The sequence below is a fragment of the Natronococcus sp. JC468 genome (assembly GCF_012163165.1).
Classification (GTDB): domain Archaea; phylum Halobacteriota; class Halobacteria; order Halobacteriales; family Natrialbaceae; genus Natronococcus; species Natronococcus jeotgali.
Genome location: NZ_JAAVUO010000018.1, coordinates 1 through 17133 on the forward strand (window position 1 = coordinate 1; position 17133 = coordinate 17133).

Sequence of the window (17133 nt, forward strand, 5' to 3'; positions counted from 1 at the left end):
ATTCAGGTGGTGTTCCTGAACCCACTCGTGTTGGTCCTCTCGGAGAGTGATTGTGGTCCGTTTCACTATATACATAATATATACTTTATGCACAAAAGAATTGCGACTGCGTGGGTCTGTGGACCTGCCACCGAATCATGTATGAAAACCGTGCGGCGTGGACGAATCGCTCCGCGATTCGTTCGCACACCAGAAATCGGAGATTTCTGGGGACGCTGTATTCCCTCCCTGCTCGCGCCTTCGGCGCTCGCTGAGGAAGGGGGCTTAGCGCCTCAATTCATCTAATACCACAAGAATCCGAAATATATATCTAGGCAACTAACTACCAGTTCTGATAATGGATCTTCTCAAATCTGGGGCAAAGATGTTCTCGGCCCGGTCGTTGTCCTCGCTGATCTCGTTCCTTGGGTTGGCGTACTTCGCGAGAACTGTTGGGGCGACCGAACTCGGGATCTTCTTTATGTTTCAGGCGTTGCTGTCGTTTCTCGTTATTCCGTCGAACATGGGGCTTCGACTGGCGATCGAAAAGCGAATCAGCGAGTCAACTGCCAACAAAGCAGCGTATCTCACGACCGGGCTCTTGATGAAACTCGGGCTGCTTGTCATCGTTTCGGGCGGTATCATCCTCTTTAGTGAGCGCGTCACGGAGTATCTCGGTGCGGACCTCACGCCGTATCTCATCGTCGCTCTCGTCTTTCGGGAGTTGAGCCAGCTGATGGTCGGGGTCATCCGTGGGGAACTCAGAGTCGGCGAGACGGCCATCATACAGCTGTCGTACTCGGTAACGTGGATCGGAACCGGAGTCGTGCTTACCACGGCCGGCTACGGGCTCCAGGGATTGGTTTCTGCGCTCATCGCCGGCTACGTCGTTCGCTTCCTCTGGGCGACGCACCGACAACAGACGCCGTTCGGCAAGCCACGTCTCTCGCTGGGCCGGTCACTCGCCGGGTACGGAATCTACAGTGTGATCCCGTCGATCGACGGCGAGGTCCACAACTGGATGGACGTCTTTCTGATCAGTGTGTTCATGACGCCGGCGGCTGTTGCTGCCTACGAGTTCGCCTGGCGCATTTCACAGATCTTCAAGGTCCTAATCGGGGCGATCGGTGAAACCATCTTCCCGCAGATAAGCGCGTGGGACGCAAACGACTCCGTCCGCCAGCTCGAGGCGATGATCCCACAGGCGATTACGCCCGGACTGGTGTTAGTGATCCCCGCAACGGCCGGAGCGTGGCTGCTCGGCGAGGAGATGCTCGGAATCTTCTTCGGCACCGAATATACGATCGCGGCCAGTGCGCTTGTGATTCTGCTGGCTGGAAAGGGACCACGGATGGTCCGTGCGGTGGTCGGGAAATGTCTGCTCGGAATCGATCGGGCGGACCGTGTCACGATCGGTGCGCTCGTCGATATCACTGCCAATCTCGTGTTGAATATCGTGCTCATCCAGGCGTTTGGTCTCGCCGGAGCGGCGCTTGGGACCACTCTCTCACTGCTTATCGGGCTCGGCGTGCGATGGTGGTTCCTGTCACAGGAGCTCACGGTCACTATCGAGTGGGCATCTGCGGTCTGGGCCGTCGGCGGGAGTGTCGTGATGTTCCTCGTCCTCTGGCTCGCCCTCACGTTCGTCGAGATCTCCGGGCTGGTGACGCTGCTGTTGGCTATCGCTGGCGGCGCCGCGGTCTATTTTGCGACCCTGTCCCTGAACGAGCGGTTCCGCGCTGATGCACAATCCCTGTTCCGGACGCTCCGCACTGATTGAGGGCAATACGTCCCGGTCAAGCGAACAGGGCCCGAGTGAGTGTTAGGAGGGATCGCCTAGAATATCTAGCTCTATAGAATCTCATTCTAATCCATGAGTATATCCATAATATTTTAGTATCTACGCTTCAGTTATTATGTATTCAGGTAAAATGGATATTCAAGACACACTGTCCCTCAGGTCGATTGTTCTCTCAGTACAGAGAGGAAGGGTCCTGTTCGGGGAGCGCTTCGAATCGGGGGATTGGAAGAAAGGAATAACTCCGTCCGTAGCGTCCGAACGGCAGATCGATCGGGGATAACCAAGATGTCGAACTCAATCGCCCTCGAGTGGACTCCGGCGGATGCACCCCGGCAACGGCTTGTGTTTACAGCCAAGGACACGAACGAGTGGGTCCGCCTCGTGATGGAAGACCAGGACGGCACGTGGCAGGTCACCTCCCAGGAAGTCGTGACTGATGTCGACCTCGAGCAGTATGGCGCAGAGGACGGCTCGCCAGTAACGGGCTATCATGGCCCGTGAGGCCCAGATCACTCCTCACCGCAGAAGGTGGTTATAAATAAAACCGCGTACCGGTCGTGGCGCAAGCCGTACCGGGATCCGAGAGAGAACGTTTATGAGAAAGGTTCTGAGGCTGATGTACCCTGACTGGAGGAACTCGTAGTACAGCAAAAACTCCGTTCTGGCGTAGTCGATCCCCCCGCGTCTGTCATAGAGGTCAGCCCCGGCTCGCGCCTTGACCAGCACGTCATCCAGGTTCGTGAGTGTGTATCCGTGATCGAGAAGCCGAATCCAGAGTTCGTGATCCTGCATCGACCGGCGATCACCGTACCCACCAGCGGCCAGAATCGTGCTCTTTCGGTACATCACCGTCGGATGGTTGAGCGGGCAGCGGTACGGTGCGCTCTCGGCTGCGGTCTCAGGATCCGTTGGGACGGTTCGGACTGCCTCGATCTGTTCCGGATCATCACTGAACTCGGCAATATGACCGCCAACCACGTCGACATCCGGATGGGCATTCATAAATGCGACCTGTTTCTCGAGGCGCGTCGGGACAGAAATATCGTCCGCATCCATTCGAGCGACCAACTCGCACGAACAGTGTTTGATGCCAGCCTGGAGTGCACGACCGAGGCCTTGGTTCTCAGCCAGTTCGACGGTTCGGATGATCTCCGGATACTCCTGGGTCCAGTCCTCGATGACGGCGGTTAGCTCCTCCCCAACCGGCCCGTCCTGGACGAGAACTACCTCTGTGGGTTGGTGTGTTTGCCAGAACACACTCTCGAGCGCGGTATCGACATCCGCTGGTTCGTCACCGGCGTACACGGCGAGAAGCATCGAAACGTCGCTACTGGATTGTTCGCCGCTGGTAGTCTCGGTCATAGATGGGCGTCGTTAGTCGGTTTGCTCGTTCGCTTGCGGACTCGAATCGTTTTTGGAATCCTGTTCGGCGACCATCTCGTAACAATCCGTCATCACCTGCCAGAGCTGAACGGCGACGAGATAGAGGTCAAACCCGATCGATTGCCTGCGGATGTACTCGAGGTCGGACTCGAGTTTTGCTTGTCCGTTCGTACTATCCACGTTTCGAACCTGGGCCAGCCCCGTCAGACCGGGTGTGACAGCCCATCGTTTCGACCACGACTCGATTTCGTCCTGCAGCAGCTCCTCTTCCTCGGTCCACACCGGACGGGGACCGACAACACTCATCTCTCCGGTGAGGATCGATAACAGCTGCGGGATCTCATCCAGATGCGTTTTTCGCAGGATTCGTCCAACGCTGGTAATCCGGTCCTGAGAGCACCCCGGATTGGCATCCTCGCTTTCCGGAAGCATCGACCGAAACTTCCACACTGGGAACGTGCCGCCCAACCGTGCGCGTCGGGTCTGTCCGTACAAAATCGGACCGGGCGAGTCGAGTTTGATCGCAACTGCAATAATCACCAGCAGCGGTGTCGCAACCATCAACGCCCCCACTGCAAAGACCAGATCAAACAGCCGCTTCGTTACTCGACTGTACCACGGCCAGGGCTTCAGATCAACCTGTGTGAGGTGTTCGCCGACGGTGTCTGTGGTGAGTACATAGTCGGCAAACGAATCGTGAACCAGTACGTTCACCCCGTGAGTATGGCAGATCTGTAGGATTTCGAAGTGTTGTGTTCGACTGTTCTCGTCGAACGCGAGCGCGACGGAATCAATATCGTATTTCGTAAGAACAGACGGGAACCGGGAGAGCCCGTTGATACGGTCAGTGCCAGCAATCGTTCTGATCTGTGTGTCCGGTTGAACGCCGCCGTCGGTTGCAATCGCAGCTTTCGAATCGGCCGCTTCTTTCTCTGTGGATTCTGTTTCCGACGAGTGGGTGGTGAGGACCGGCGAAAGGAAGCCAACGGGCGTCGTCGGCAGCGAGCGAATCGTCGTTCTGAGACGGGTGGGATCTTCACCGAGTACCAGTACGCGTTGGTCTCCGCTATCGCGTCGGCATACCAGATACCAGACCGGGAGTGTCAAAACCAGGAGAACGCCCGTTACAGCCGTCGTCAGGAGTTCCGGTGCGGCGGTCAGTCCGATTCCATTGAGGACCAGAAGGGTGAAACATGCGACTCCAAGTCGAGTTGCAGTCCGCGTGAGTACCGTCGGTACTGACCGTGGCCGCGGTGTATACAGTGGAGCTAGTACAACGCCCACAAGCCCACAGATAAGCGCGACCGAAAGCAGGGTCGGCGATTGAGAAGTCCCACTGACGGAATTCCCGAGTAGGCCTGCCCCAAGTGCCAGCAGGAGCGTCCCTCCCGCTGCTGTTCCACGATAAAGCCACCCAGTTACCATTCAGTGTGTTTTCTCTTCTGTGGATCATATTAAACCTTGTGAGGGAAATTGAAATGATAAAAACTCGATCCTGATGGCAATGAATCAGGGTTCAGTTAAGAATCGATTGACGTCTGGCATTGAAGTAAGATCTACTGGAGGTTCAGTACAAGCGTCTCGAGGACAGTGATTCGGCACGACCGATTCTCGGAGCACCGAGACGGAGGGTCAGGCGATCAGCGAGACGACTCCCCCTCCAACGATAGCCAGTCCGCCGAGCCCAAAACAGACTGCTGCAAAGGGAATCCGATCGACAACTCGCATGAGTGTATCGATCATCAGGTAACCCACAAGCCCACTCATAACGAACGCCGTGAGGGCAGGGCCCAACCCGATTCCTGGGAGACCACCGGCGCCCGCCATCGTCAGTGCGGCTGCTCCGAGGCTCGCAGGAATCGAAAGCAAGAACGACAGACGGAACGCGGTCGGCGGCTCATAGCTCCTGAACAAGAGCGCACTCGTCGTGATACCCGATCGAGAGATCCCGGGGAGAATCGCAACGCCCTGTACGGAGCCAACGATGATCGAATCCCACAGTGTCGGCTTGTCACGTCCTCCCATCGAAACCGATTTCGAGGTGAGTTGGATCCACCCCGTGAGGATCAGAAGCACACCGATCGCGGCGACAAAGAGGCCTCCCGACAGCTGGCCAGCGAGATCGACTGCAAATACATACAGCGGGATCCCGATGAGGCCGGTCATCACACACGCTACAACGATATAGGATGTGATCGCGTTGTCGCCATCGTACGCCGAGCCTGGACGCCAGTTCGGTAAGCTCTGGAGGATCGTCCGCAGATCGTCCCGATAGTACACTGTTGCGGAGAGGGTCGTTCCAACCTGGAAAAAGAGTGCAAGTTGGACCGCAACTTCGGGGTCCACTTGCAACATCGTGAGAACGATTGAGAGATTCCCCTGACTCGAGACTGGGAGCCACTCGACGATTCCCTGAACGATCCCCGCAATGACTGCGACTAAATACTCTCTCATCCGTGGTTGTTGGTTCTACCCAGTTTCTACGATCATATATCCGTTTGTATTCTATCTTTATATTAGAGTATATATCGTAGTTCATTGGGTGAGAACCCCTTTGCTCGCTTGGCCGTCAAAGACGGTTCCAGAGGGCAGGCAGGTATCCAACATCGGATTATCTCGAGTGCTTAAAAACGACTGTCTTGCCTTGATGTTTCAAGCGAATACTAGTGCAGCAGGTAGCTAAGCGGTTGACCGTAGGGAGAGCCCGTTCCTTGGAACCCGGGAGTGAGGACTTCTCGGAAGACAGTATCTTTCAAGCATTGTTCATTCGTTGACTCTGTTGGGTTCCGCATCTGTTACATGTGCTGATCCGATACGGTTCTCGAGAAAATTCCATATTTTCTTGTTTCGAACTCTCCGTTCGAATCTGAATCGTCACCGAATGTACTGTGTCGCTCTCACATCGATCACAGTATTCGGTTATCCCATCTCCACGGCCACTCGTTGTTGCCATTGTCAATCTCTATGTAGTCGTCAATATAAGTTTGTTCATCACCCACTACTGTTGGTACTGGGCTATAAATTCATTGTTTTTATCATGAAGAGAACGCTTATGCGGAACGTTTATCGGAATACCTCTGCAAAATCGAGAGTCGGTCCTCAAAAACGAGCGGCCGACAAGAAAGAGTCTTTCCGGCAATAATATATCTGTATACTGCAGTAGAATTTTGTTCCTGGAAATTAAGTAATATTCCATGAACGAATCACAGTTACGGCTTATCGCGGGCATCACTGGGATCCTGCTTACGATAGTCGTGGTGCTGTACAGTGTCTCGGGTCTGTGAGCAGAAGAACTGGTAGGATTAACCAGGCTGTTTGTGAACTCAAGACATGACCCGTATTCGACGGAATTACACATGCTCAATGATGATTCCTGACTGACCAATAACCGAAATAAATAAACAATACTACTCTCGTTAGTATTGGTATGTTGAGTGTGCAGACTATCTGTGCTTTCCCTCTTCCAGTACAGGTCCAATCGAACGGCAACCGTGGGGATCACTAATGTGTGGAATTATTGGATATACCGGTACTAACGATGCGATCGATGTGTTACTGACTGGGCTCTCTGGGTTAGAGTACCGCGGCTACGATTCCGCAGGCGTTGCCCTCGTCGATGAGGCAGTAGATGTCTACAAACGCGAGGGCGAGGTATCAGCACTCGAGTCGGCTCTTCCGGAGGGACCCGTTCCTGGGGCGACCGGACTCGGACACACTCGCTGGAGTACACACGGGCCCCCATCGGACGCTAATGCTCACCCCCATACCGATGAAACGGGACAGATTGCGGTCGTGCACAACGGGATCATCGAGAACTACCAGGAACTGCGCGATGAGCTCACTGCGCGTGGCCACGTCTTCGAGAGCGAGACCGATACGGAGGTTATTCCCCATCTGATCGAGGAGCGTCTCGAGGTCGGGCTCGACCATGGACCCGCGTTCCGCGAAGCGATCGCCCGCTTGGAGGGGAGCTACGCTATTGCCGCCGTGTTCGCCGACAGCGATACCGTCTATGCCGCACGCCACGAGTCACCGCTCGTTATCGGGCTCGGTGACGAAGGCCAGTATCTCGCGAGCGACGTCCCCGCCTTCATCGAGTACACCGATCAGGTGATCTACCTCGAGGACGGCGAGTTCGCGACCCTCACGCCGGAGACCGTAACGGTCAGTGACGAGACGGGAGCTGTTGTCGAGCCTGTCGTTAACGAGATCGCCTGGGATCCCGAGGACGCTGGCAAGGGATCGTACGAGCACTACATGAAAAAGGAAATCCACGAACAGTCCCGGGCGATCCAGGACTGTCTGCGTGGGCGGGTCGATCCCGAGACAAACCACATTCTGCTCGAGGAGCTCGCTGACCTCGAGTTGCCGGCCACAGTCCAGCTCGTTGCCTGTGGCACGTCGTATCACGCTGCGCGTTACGGGGCCCGCCTGTTGCGCGAACACGGCATCGCCGCCCAGACCTTCCTTGCCAGTGAGTACCGCGCTGAGACCGTCCCCGTCGACGAGGAGACGCTCGTAATCGGCGTCACCCAGAGTGGTGAAACTGCTGATACGATGCGGGCACTGCGGGAAGCCAACGGGGCTGGTGCAGTCACACTGGCACTGACGAATACGGTCGGCAGTTCGGCCGCTCGCGAGTGCGACCATGTCTGTTACATCCGGGCCGGTCCTGAGATCGGTGTCGCGGCGACGAAGACGTTCGCGAGCCAGCAAGTCGCGCTGGCGTTGGTAGCTGGCGTGTTAGCGGAGACTGCCGAGCCGGCGTTTTTGCAGGGGTTGGCTGAGCTGCCCGCGCAGATTCAGACCGTTCTCGAGAACTCCCAGGCACAGGCGCTCGCCGATGCGTACGTCGACTCGGACGCCTACTTCTTCATCGGTCGGGAGTATACCGCCCCGGTCGCCCTCGAGGGGGCCCTGAAGATGAAGGAGATCACGTACAAACACGCCGAGGGATTCGCCGCCGGCGAACTCAAGCACGGGCCGCTCGCGCTCGTCACCGAACGGACGCCGGTCTTTGCACTGTTGACTGAGGGATCGCGTCTCGAAAAGACGCTTGGCAACGTCAAGGAGGTACAGGCTCGTGGTGCGCCCGTTATTGCGGTGACCGACGCGCCGCAGACGGTCGAACGATACGTCGACCACGTTCTCGAGGTGCCGTCAACACACCCCTATCTGACACCGATCTTAGCAAACATCCAGCTGCAGTTGGCCTCCTACTGGCTCGCAAACCGACTCGGCCGGTCGATCGATAAGCCACGCAATCTCGCGAAAAGCGTCACGGTCGAGTGACGAAAGCTTTCACGGACTACGCGAACGATGACTTTGCTGTTATGAGTGAGCGAGCTAAAATCAGACGTCCACTGTGGACAACTGTGTAGAATTCATTCGAACCATTCGAGATAGTCGTCGCACTGTTCGCATTTAGCGTGTGTGACCCACTCCTCACCCTTTTCGTGGTCCGTTGGAGAGACACGAGTTAGTTTTAGATCTGTAGATCCACACTCGGGACATTGTGGTGGTATCGACTCGGACATCTATATTTAGTTCCCATATACCATCAATTAATACTTTCCCAGGAATATCACTTGATAGCACTCACCCTTATAAAACAATAGAACAGAGAGATATCTCACAGCAGACCAGTACATCTAAGAGAAATCCAGCGTACGACCCGATATGGCGTTAAGAAAACATCTCTGGAAACCAATTCTTAACTATAGACATTCAGTTCCGAAAAGATACGAGACTATCAGTGACTGGGAATCGCTTTCTTCTGTTGAACTCGAGCGACGGACCACCCGTCGACTGCAATCGTTGCTCGATCATGCCTATGAGAACGTCCCATACTATAGAGAGACGTTCGACGAACAGCCGAAAGCGACCGAGTTCGAGGAGCTCCCGCTCTTAGAGAAGGCCGATTTGCAAAACGAGTTTGAACGACTCAAGAGCGATGATCTGTCCACTCGAGAATGGAAGACGAACGCAACCAGTGGGTCGACCGGCCAGCCGACTGAGTTCGTCCAAGATGGCCACTATCTCTCGATGAGAGAGGGGCTGAAATTGGTGTTTGACGAGTGGGGCGGTCGAACCCTTTCGGATCCGAAAGTCAAGGTCTGGGGATCGCAGGACGATCTGTTTGGCGAGAAATCGGTCAAATCAAAGGCCCGAGAATGGCTTCGGAATATCACCTGGATCAACGCGTATTCGATGTCCGAGGACGATTTTCGCGATGCGGTCCAGACAATAAACAGCGAACAGCCGGCGACGATACACGCCTACGTGGAGGCGATTACGAACGTTGCTGCGTTTATCGAAGAGAACGACCTTGCTGTCTACTCTCCCTCCTCGGTAATGACGACGGCTGGAACGCTTCGGCCAGAAATGCGAGCGCAAATCGAGCGGGTATTTGACTGTCCAGTGCACAACCGCTACGGCTCGCGAGAGTTCGGGACCGTCGCGAGCGAGTGCCGTTACGGGACGGGACTTCACTACTGCCCGCTGATTCATTATATCGAGATTCTCGATCCTGACACCCTCGAGCCTGTCGAACCGGGTGAAACGGGGGAGCTCGTGATTACCCTGCTCTCAAACTACTCGATGCCGCTTATCCGGTATCGGATTGGCGACGTCGCCGCCTTCCATACGGAGGATTGTGACTGTCGGTGTAGCTGGCCGATGATCGCCAACGTCCGTGGTCGCGTGACTGATCACTTCGTCACGCCCGACGGGACGCTTGTGTATCCGGGCGCGCTTCGTAAGACACTGTATCATTACGAGTGGATCGATCGGTTCCAGATTCACCAGACCAGTACTGATACGATCGTGTTTCGCCTCGTGGTGTCCCGGGATGACCCGCCGCAATCGGCTCTCGAGGAGATCATCTCCCAGACAGAACGTATTATGGGCGAGGAGGTCGCTGTTGACTTCGAGTTTCCCAGTGCAATCCAGCGCTCGGACTCCGGGAAGTATCGATATACGATCTCGGACGTCTCTTCGTAACCGATTTTGTCGGGAAGAACTCGTCTGTTCTGCTACTACTGACGGAATGGAAGCGTTAGGATACCGAGTCGGAGTGGCCGACATTGCACTCCCACAGCAACGAACTTACTGATCATCCGCAGTTCGGGACCAAATCTTCGAAATAGCACGCCGGGTTGCCTCTCTGATTCCGTGCTCCTGGGCTCGGAGCCGATACTTGTGTAGCGGGGAATCTCGTTTATCAGTATGGAGCTGGAGCCCACCCAGAAGTGTCCACGTGCGGTGTTGCTCGGTCGAGTTGATGGTCGCGGCGGCTTTCGGGACGTCGATATACTTCCCGGCGCCCGGAGAGTTGATATCTAAGAGCCGCCCATGAAACATCTTGACAGGCCCTTTAGCGTGGCCAGGGTACCGCACCATCGTGTTGTACTCTGATGGTAGTGTCGCGACTCGAAGCTCGGATTCGTACAGCGCCTTCCGAAACGCGGGCTGGTTCTGACTGTTCTCGCCCGACGCCAGCTCAGTGTAGTAGTCGCGCCACTCCTCGAGAAACGCTCGGAACGAGGGGCTCATTCGATAGGCGACAACCCCGGTGTTGTACTCCGGGAACGCGTCTGGCACTCCAGACACCTCATACGCACTTCCGTCCTGATTGTGTGCGGCAGCGATATCAAACGCGTTCAGAACCTCGAACACGTCTTCCACGGCGGCATCGAGATAGATATCGGTATCAAGACACAGCGTGCGATCAAACGGTGTTTTCTCGAGATATCGGATCTGGTCTCCGAAATCTCGGTCAGAGTCATCAGCCTGAATCACCTGATCGAACGGTGTGCCCGCCGTCTTGACGCCGGCAACGTCCGTAACAATTGCAACGGGCGTGTGTGGCATGAACTCCCTGAGCCGCGCAGCAGAGACCGCCGCCTCCTTGACGAACGGCTTGCCGGAGGCAATGTACAGGACTCCCTCAGTCACGAGTGAGTGTCCGTTGTTGAGGTCGTTTCAGAGTGGCGAGCGTGGCTCTCGTGTACAACTCCGTGTTCGAGCACGTGGAGATACTCGTCCGCAATCGCGGAGACGCTGAAGCGTTCTGCGCGTTGCGCGAGGGTGTCCGTGTCGTGGTCTGCGGCGAGTGTACTCGAGATCGCCTGGGACAGTTTCTCGACGTCACCAACGGGGACGAGTTCCCCATACTCTCCGGCTGCCAGGATCTCCCGTGGACCACTCCGACAGTCCGTTGCGACGAGTGGAGTGCCACACGCCATCGCTTCAATCAGGACGTTCGGACACCCTTCCCACTTCGATGACAGCGCAAACACGTCACTGTCTGCCATATAGCTATAGGGATTGTCCACAAATCCTGGCAAATCAACACGATGGGCGATATCGTGCTCCCTCGCGAGTCGCTCGAGGGGTTCCCGGTTCTGTCCCTCTCCCAGGATGACGAGTCGGGGCTCGGGGTCGTAATCGGTGGCTGCAAGCGCTTCGATGAGCGTCGCGAAATCCTTCTGGTCAGCCAACTCTCCGACCCCGAGAACGATTGGCCGCTCGCGATCAGAGTGAAACCAGGGATGGTCGACACGTTCGCTGCTCTGCGAACGGAGATCCTCGTTGACAACTGGATTGTAGACCGTACTGGCACGACGCTGTGGAACGCCGAAGTTCGTAACCACATCGTCGGTTACCTCCGCAGAAACCCCGATCACGTGATCGGCGTGTTTGTATGTGCGTTTCGCAGTCAGATGGACGAGTCGATGTTTCGGTTGATCCAACATCTCCTCTTTGACGCTCATCATGTTCGAAATGCGGATAACCACGCGAGTCTCCACTCGTGACAGTTTTGTGGCGACGATCGCTGCAACGTTTGCGGTATCAATCGTCGACAGGAGGACCGTCGGACGCCGTGTACGGAGATAGTCGACGAGTTTCGGGACCGCTGCGAGATAGCGACGTGTGTCGAGATCGACGACGGTGACTGCCTCGGAGACGTGATCAAGATATGCTCCTTCTTCCCGCCCAAGAACAAGCTCTACGGAATACCCTTGCTCTGCGAACTGGTTCGCAAGCCGAACGATAACCCGTTCAGCGCCTCCTCCTCGCAGTGAGGGGACATACATCGAGATATCAGGTCTGTTTTCCCCCGGCAAATCCATACTCTTTCAGTTAGCTAATAAAGTTAAAAACCTTCCCAAAAATATCGGCGAAGGATTGAAATTGTATGATATTTGACTAGGTGGAGTTATCTTCGTAGATAGCGGTATACCTTAGTGCTGAGAGACTGCATGGTCCGCTATGCTGAATGACAGAGCTACTGAATGGAAACTTTTTGTAACGAAGAATGGCAACTGAGACACTCACTCCGGAGTGGGGACGTGACTACGATGCGCTCGCTCTGGCAGTGCTCGGTATTCTCGTTGCGAGTATTTTACCGGTTACCGTCTGGCTCCCCAGTGCGGTCGGCTCTGCGGTTGTGTTTCTGGCCTACGCCGGCCTTGGAACGGCTCTGCTGTACGGTGTGTTGATAGAGGGGAATCCTCGGGCAAACGTTCGTCGATGGATCGATACGATCCCCCGATTTGCACTTCTCTCGTGGGTGGTCATTAGCACACTCTACCTCCTCCAGATCGTCCTTGGAAACTTCGAATCGATAACAAACGTCGGGTCGGCTCTCGCAACTCCCGTCATCGTTGCCATAAACCTCTTTCTCATTCCGCGACTGCTCTCCCTGGAGCGGTTCCTCGAGTTCGTCATGTGGGTGAGCGGCTCGCTCGTTATTCTTGGACTTCCAGTGTTCTTTCTTGCACTGGTAATTGACTCGGCAGCATTCGCTCCGTATCTGTGGCAGACGCCACTCTCGTTTGGGTTCATCGAACTCCCGCGCATGAGTTCCGTCGTCGACAATCCCAACGTCCTAGGTCGGCTCACCTTCGCCGGTGCAATCATCAGCGTCCTCTTCATCCTTGAGCGAGACACCGTTACTGATCGCCTGTTCCTCGGGCTGAACGTACTGGGGCTGTTCCTGAGTAACTCGATGACAAGTTTGATTGTGTTTTTCGTTTCGCTTGTCCTGATCGGTGTCTACGTTTACGCGGGTCAGGAGTGGTTCGCCAAGATACTCGGATTGGCTGGTGCAGGCGTCCTATTCGGGGTCGCCGTGATGTATTTCGTAATCGCGCCGATCACCGGAACCACACTCAGCGGCCGGCTTGTTCTGTGGGAAGCGACCGTACGCGCGATCGCACAGGAACCGATTCTTGGGTACGGCTTTGGCGGCAGTGGTGGACTGATCGAGCCCTATACAGCCGAGCCGCAGTTCCAGGGCGACGGAACGCACAATGCGTACCTGTATCTGACCCTCACAACGGGGCTTCTCGGGGGCCTTGCATACGTGACGCTCTACTTCGGTTCGATCGTCTACGCGCTACGACGACGTCTCCCTAGTCTCGCTCCCCTCGTTCTCGTGTTCGGATTTGCTATTATCCAGCTCATGGAAACACAGAACGTCTTCGGATACACTGTGCTTTCGGTCGTTCTATCGATCTCGGTTGGCTATCTGCTTCTCCCGTCGCGACGAGTTCAACGGACAAGGACTGTGTTGTGAGCTATCTCTTGCCTCGCTCACTCTTGGCGTCGTTCTGCTGCTAGTTATTCTGAGACTTCCACGCTCGAGGGTCTCCAGGTTTGGGCCAGAGAAGCAAAGCAATACTGTAGGACGGGCTCTCGAGAGAACGCTGCCTACCGGATATCAAACTTTGCGGAGAGGCCCTCGACCTGACCGTCTGCCGCTGAGGAATACAGCAGTAACCCGAGACAGAGCCCCAGCACGATCGACGAGACGCTGAGACCGCCCAAGAAGAGCGATTCGAAGCACATGTAGACAAACATCGCTATCGAGAGCCCAACGACGAAGGCGTTCCAGGGGGTCCAGGATTTTCGGAGACCCTGACCGAGGGCGTAAGCAAGCGCTCCGAGGTAGAGACTCCCGGCAAGGAGTCCAGTACTCAAGGGCGGATACAGATAGGAGTTGTGCGGGCCGTACGTCTCACCGATCTGGGCAGCCGTATCAGCAAATCCGATACCGAGCAGGGGATCCGCGGCGAGGCGCTCGAGTGAGGCAACCCAGCTGTGGACACGGATCATCAGAGTCCCCTCCATTACAGTGGTAACATGGCCGAGGCGGATCGCAACGTAGCCACCGAGAAGCGCGATTGCAACGCCGACAAAGCCAAGTCGCCGATCGGTTCCCGACAGGACGAGGATCGCTCCAACGACAAATCCGACGAGAGAGGTCGTTCCGTCGCTCAGGAAAAGGCCGAGGAGACAGAGTCCAAGCGCTCCGATCCAGGCCGGACGACGGCGAATGAGGGCGGTATACAGTGCAGTCAGGCTCCCGACCATCATGACGAACCCGTAGGTATTCGGGTTGTGAAAGATCGAGACCGTCCGAATACCATCGATACCCAACACAGTCCCCCCGACATACGCGTGACATCCTCCCCGCCGTAAACGGCGGGGCTTCCCACGACAGTGGGATTCCGGCTGTGCCGTAGGTTTCAGTCCGAGTAGGCCGCGAGCGTCATCTGCGAGGATTGCTCGCTCGTCTCGCGGTGGACTGTGGCGCTGTCACTGGCGCTCCCATTCCGAGGCGAGTCATCGCGTTCCGGTTCCCAAGGAACGCTCTCTCCCCACGGATCTACGCGACTGGCGATGTTCGCCGCCGCGTTGATATCTGCGTGGAACTCCGTTACGTGGCAGTCGTCGTTCGTACACTTGAACTCCGCTTGCTGACTCCGGCGACCGATGTGACTGCACTCGTGGCACGTCTGGGACGTGTAGCGTGGATTCACGAACCGGACCGGAATACCGGCTTCGGTGGCCTTGTCTTCGATTCGGCCCTGAAGACGGGCGAACGCCCACGCATGCAAGCGTCGGTTCATGAACTTCCCGTAGTCCAGATTCTCACGGATGTACGACAGGTCCTCGAGTACGATTGCTGGGTCTTCGAAGGACTTAGCGTACTCAACGGCTTCTCGAGACGCTTTCTCGACGATATCCGTAAGGGCGTTCTGGTAGTGGTCGAAACGCTCGTCGATTCGCCACTCTGCGGCGTCACGCTCTTGGAGACGCTTGAGCGTCGTAAACATCTCCTTGCGGAGCTGCCGGGCACGACTGCCAGTTTCGAGCATCGGCTTCGTCGGCGTGTTGCGCTTGAGGGCACAGCCCGTAATCAACGCTGATTCGCCAATATCAAAGCCGATGTACGTCTCGTCGTCGTCCGTCTCGGGGCCTTCAACCGAGTACGTGACGGTGACGTGCAACACCCAGCTATTCCGGTTCTGCTGAAGCCGAATCTGTCCGGCCTTCGCGTCCTCGTTGAGAAGATCGTGCCACAGCGATTCTTGTTCGGGGTTGACTCGGAGCGGTATCCAGAAGTTCGTGCCGTAGCCCGGCAGAGGAACGTTCCAGCAAATCTCGTGGTGCCGAGATTCGTCCCAATCGAACTTCGCGGCTTGGTTCGTGAGCCGAAGCGGGTGTTCGTCATCAAGTTCGCGGGCGTTGTACGTTTTCCGGAGCTTCGGGACGTAGCTACACAGTGCAGCCTTCGCCTGATAGGGTAGGTCGAACGGCGTTACTACGTCGGAGACACCGTTCATCGTATCGGCACCGGAGTCGAACGCATCCTGCAACGCCTCGCGGTAGGTGGAGAGAAGGCGACGGAGACGCACCGCTTTCCCCTGTGTCGGTGGTACAAGCGTCGCCTCGAGTGTTTTCGTCACCTCCTCTGCCATACCACACGATACACACTATGAACACTTATGTGTTCCGATGGTGTAGGGAGCCTGTGGAACGAAGAAACGTCACAATCAGAGAGGAACAGGACGAATGGATCCGGGAGAATCACATCAACCTGTCGAGCCTTGTAAGAGAGTGCATCGACGAACGTATGGAATCCAGTTCGGCCGATTAACGGCGGCTGTGGAATCGGGTGACGCGATTCACGCCCGCGCTAAAGGGCGGGATTCTCTCGCTGTTTAAAGATAGAGTGACTCGCTCGTCTGAGCATCCTGCCAGAGCACTGCCAGAGCATCCCGAGTCCGACCAGGGTGAGCAACACGGCGACGACGGTCACCTCCATCGTAAACGCCTGTCGCCGGTCGTCAATCAGCGCTGGGAGGACGATCACGGTTGCGATGACCGTCGGCGGTGTCACGAGGATATACTGGAGGACTTCCGAGTGAGTCGTTGCGAAGTAGTGAACGACCAGTCCGACCCAGTACCCTCCAAACAGGACAAGAAAGCCCGGAGCGAGTTGCAACCGAAGTCCGGGGTGGAGGAGGCCACATGCGACGATCACTATGATTACGGATCCCGTCAGGAGGTAGCCGACCGTCTGGGAGACGAGCCAACTCGAGACCAAGAAGCTGCTGAGAATCGGGAGTATCGCAAGAACCGGGAACGCATACGGCAGTGGTGAGCTGTTTCGTATCGGTTCCCGAAGCCGCCGTTGGAGATCCATTGTGTTCTCGAGATATAGTACTGTCCATGCATTTATAGATATGAGATATGAATTTTGATCAGTACCTGTTGATATAGAATAGAGTGTCGACTAGATCAGTTCTCAAGAGCGCCAGATGGGATGCGAAGAGTGACCTCAGAGTGGTGTAGCCGGCTCGCAGGGTCTCAATCGAACCAGTTGACGTACTCGTCACAGACTTTGCAGTCCGCACGCGTTACCCACCCATCACCGCGGTCGTGATCGTATGGTGGAATTTTCGAGACACGGATCTCCATGGCGCCACACTCAGGACACTGAGTCGGAATCGGCTGGGTCACTCTGCTACGTCTTTGGTTGCAACTCAAATAAGTATATTCTAGATCAGTCTGAAAACGGTATCATAGATAGCAACTGATATACCACCTGTTCTCGACAGATTGTTTGCACGTTGATAGCTACCCGGAAGACGAGTACTAGAATCAGAGGCAAGTCA

The 17133-nt window shown here is 56.0% G+C and carries 14 protein-coding genes; 5 read left to right on the top strand and 9 right to left on the bottom strand.

What is annotated here, in order from left to right; all coding sequences use genetic code 11:
• Positions 1 to 337 precede the first annotated feature (337 nt).
• Positions 338 to 1759 carry a flippase gene (locus GWG54_RS11895; protein WP_167937981.1) on the top strand — a complete coding sequence of 474 codons (1422 nt, stop codon included), beginning with the start codon at positions 338 to 340 and terminating at the stop codon, positions 1757 to 1759.
• A 306-nt stretch (positions 1760 to 2065) separates the two neighbouring features.
• Positions 2066 to 2281 (top strand): hypothetical protein, encoded by a 216-nt coding sequence (locus tag GWG54_RS11900; protein WP_167937982.1) that lies wholly within the window; start codon positions 2066 to 2068, stop codon positions 2279 to 2281.
• Positions 2282 to 2296: 15 nt separating this feature from the next.
• On the opposite strand, the gene GWG54_RS11905 is transcribed toward GWG54_RS11900, so the two are convergent.
• From GWG54_RS11905 to GWG54_RS20850, 4 genes are all read right to left on the bottom strand, one after another.
• Complete coding sequence (locus tag GWG54_RS11905) at positions 2297 to 3142, bottom strand: glycosyltransferase (protein WP_167937983.1); 846 nt, start codon at positions 3140 to 3142, stop codon at positions 2297 to 2299.
• A gap of 12 nt (positions 3143 to 3154) precedes the next feature.
• Positions 3155 to 4270: a sugar transferase gene (locus GWG54_RS11910; protein ID WP_245242793.1), complete on the bottom strand. Its 1116-nt coding sequence runs from the start codon at positions 4268 to 4270 to the stop codon at positions 3155 to 3157.
• Positions 4271 to 4795: 525 nt separating this feature from the next.
• A complete protein-coding gene (locus GWG54_RS11915) occupies positions 4796 to 5617 on the bottom strand; it encodes an undecaprenyl-diphosphate phosphatase (protein WP_167937985.1) in 822 nt (273 codons plus the stop codon).
• A gap of 298 nt (positions 5618 to 5915) precedes the next feature.
• Positions 5916 to 6116, bottom strand: coding sequence for a hypothetical protein (locus tag GWG54_RS20850; protein ID WP_083898861.1), 201 nt, complete (start codon positions 6114 to 6116; stop codon positions 5916 to 5918).
• Positions 6117 to 6667: 551 nt separating this feature from the next.
• Here GWG54_RS20850 and glmS point away from each other — a divergent pair.
• A complete protein-coding gene (glmS, locus tag GWG54_RS11925) occupies positions 6668 to 8455 on the top strand; it encodes a glutamine--fructose-6-phosphate transaminase (isomerizing) (RefSeq protein ID WP_167937986.1) in 1788 nt (595 codons plus the stop codon).
• 525 nt (positions 8456 to 8980) lie between these two features.
• Entirely contained in the window at positions 8981 to 10165 is a 1185-nt protein-coding gene (locus GWG54_RS11930) for a phenylacetate--CoA ligase family protein (protein WP_245242794.1), read from the top strand.
• Positions 10166 to 10270: 105 nt separating this feature from the next.
• Here the strand turns inward: GWG54_RS11930 and GWG54_RS11935 are convergent, their stop codons facing one another.
• Positions 10271 to 11119, bottom strand: a complete 849-nt coding sequence (locus tag GWG54_RS11935; RefSeq protein ID WP_167937988.1) for a hypothetical protein — start codon at positions 11117 to 11119, stop codon at positions 10271 to 10273.
• The gene (locus tag GWG54_RS11940) at positions 11116 to 12297 is read right to left on the bottom strand and encodes a glycosyltransferase (protein ID WP_167937989.1); all 1182 of its coding nucleotides are present in this window, start codon (positions 12295 to 12297) and stop codon (positions 11116 to 11118) included. Before GWG54_RS11940 ends, GWG54_RS11935 begins: the two co-directional genes overlap by 4 nt.
• A gap of 185 nt (positions 12298 to 12482) precedes the next feature.
• Here GWG54_RS11940 and GWG54_RS11945 point away from each other — a divergent pair, with 185 nt between their 5' ends.
• The gene (locus GWG54_RS11945) at positions 12483 to 13745 is read left to right on the top strand and encodes an O-antigen ligase family protein (protein WP_167937990.1); all 1263 of its coding nucleotides are present in this window, start codon (positions 12483 to 12485) and stop codon (positions 13743 to 13745) included.
• Positions 13746 to 13879: 134 nt separating this feature from the next.
• On the opposite strand, the gene GWG54_RS11950 is transcribed toward GWG54_RS11945, so the two are convergent.
• The 3 genes from GWG54_RS11950 to GWG54_RS11960 form a co-directional block, all read right to left on the bottom strand.
• Entirely contained in the window at positions 13880 to 14608 is a 729-nt protein-coding gene (locus GWG54_RS11950; RefSeq protein ID WP_245242795.1) for an O-antigen ligase, read from the bottom strand.
• Between the two features lie 89 nt (positions 14609 to 14697).
• The gene (locus tag GWG54_RS11955; protein WP_167937991.1) at positions 14698 to 15933 is read right to left on the bottom strand and encodes an RNA-guided endonuclease TnpB family protein; all 1236 of its coding nucleotides are present in this window, start codon (positions 15931 to 15933) and stop codon (positions 14698 to 14700) included.
• A 218-nt stretch (positions 15934 to 16151) separates the two neighbouring features.
• Positions 16152 to 16661: a hypothetical protein gene (locus GWG54_RS11960; RefSeq protein WP_167937992.1), complete on the bottom strand. Its 510-nt coding sequence runs from the start codon at positions 16659 to 16661 to the stop codon at positions 16152 to 16154.
• Positions 16662 to 17133 lie beyond the last annotated feature (472 nt).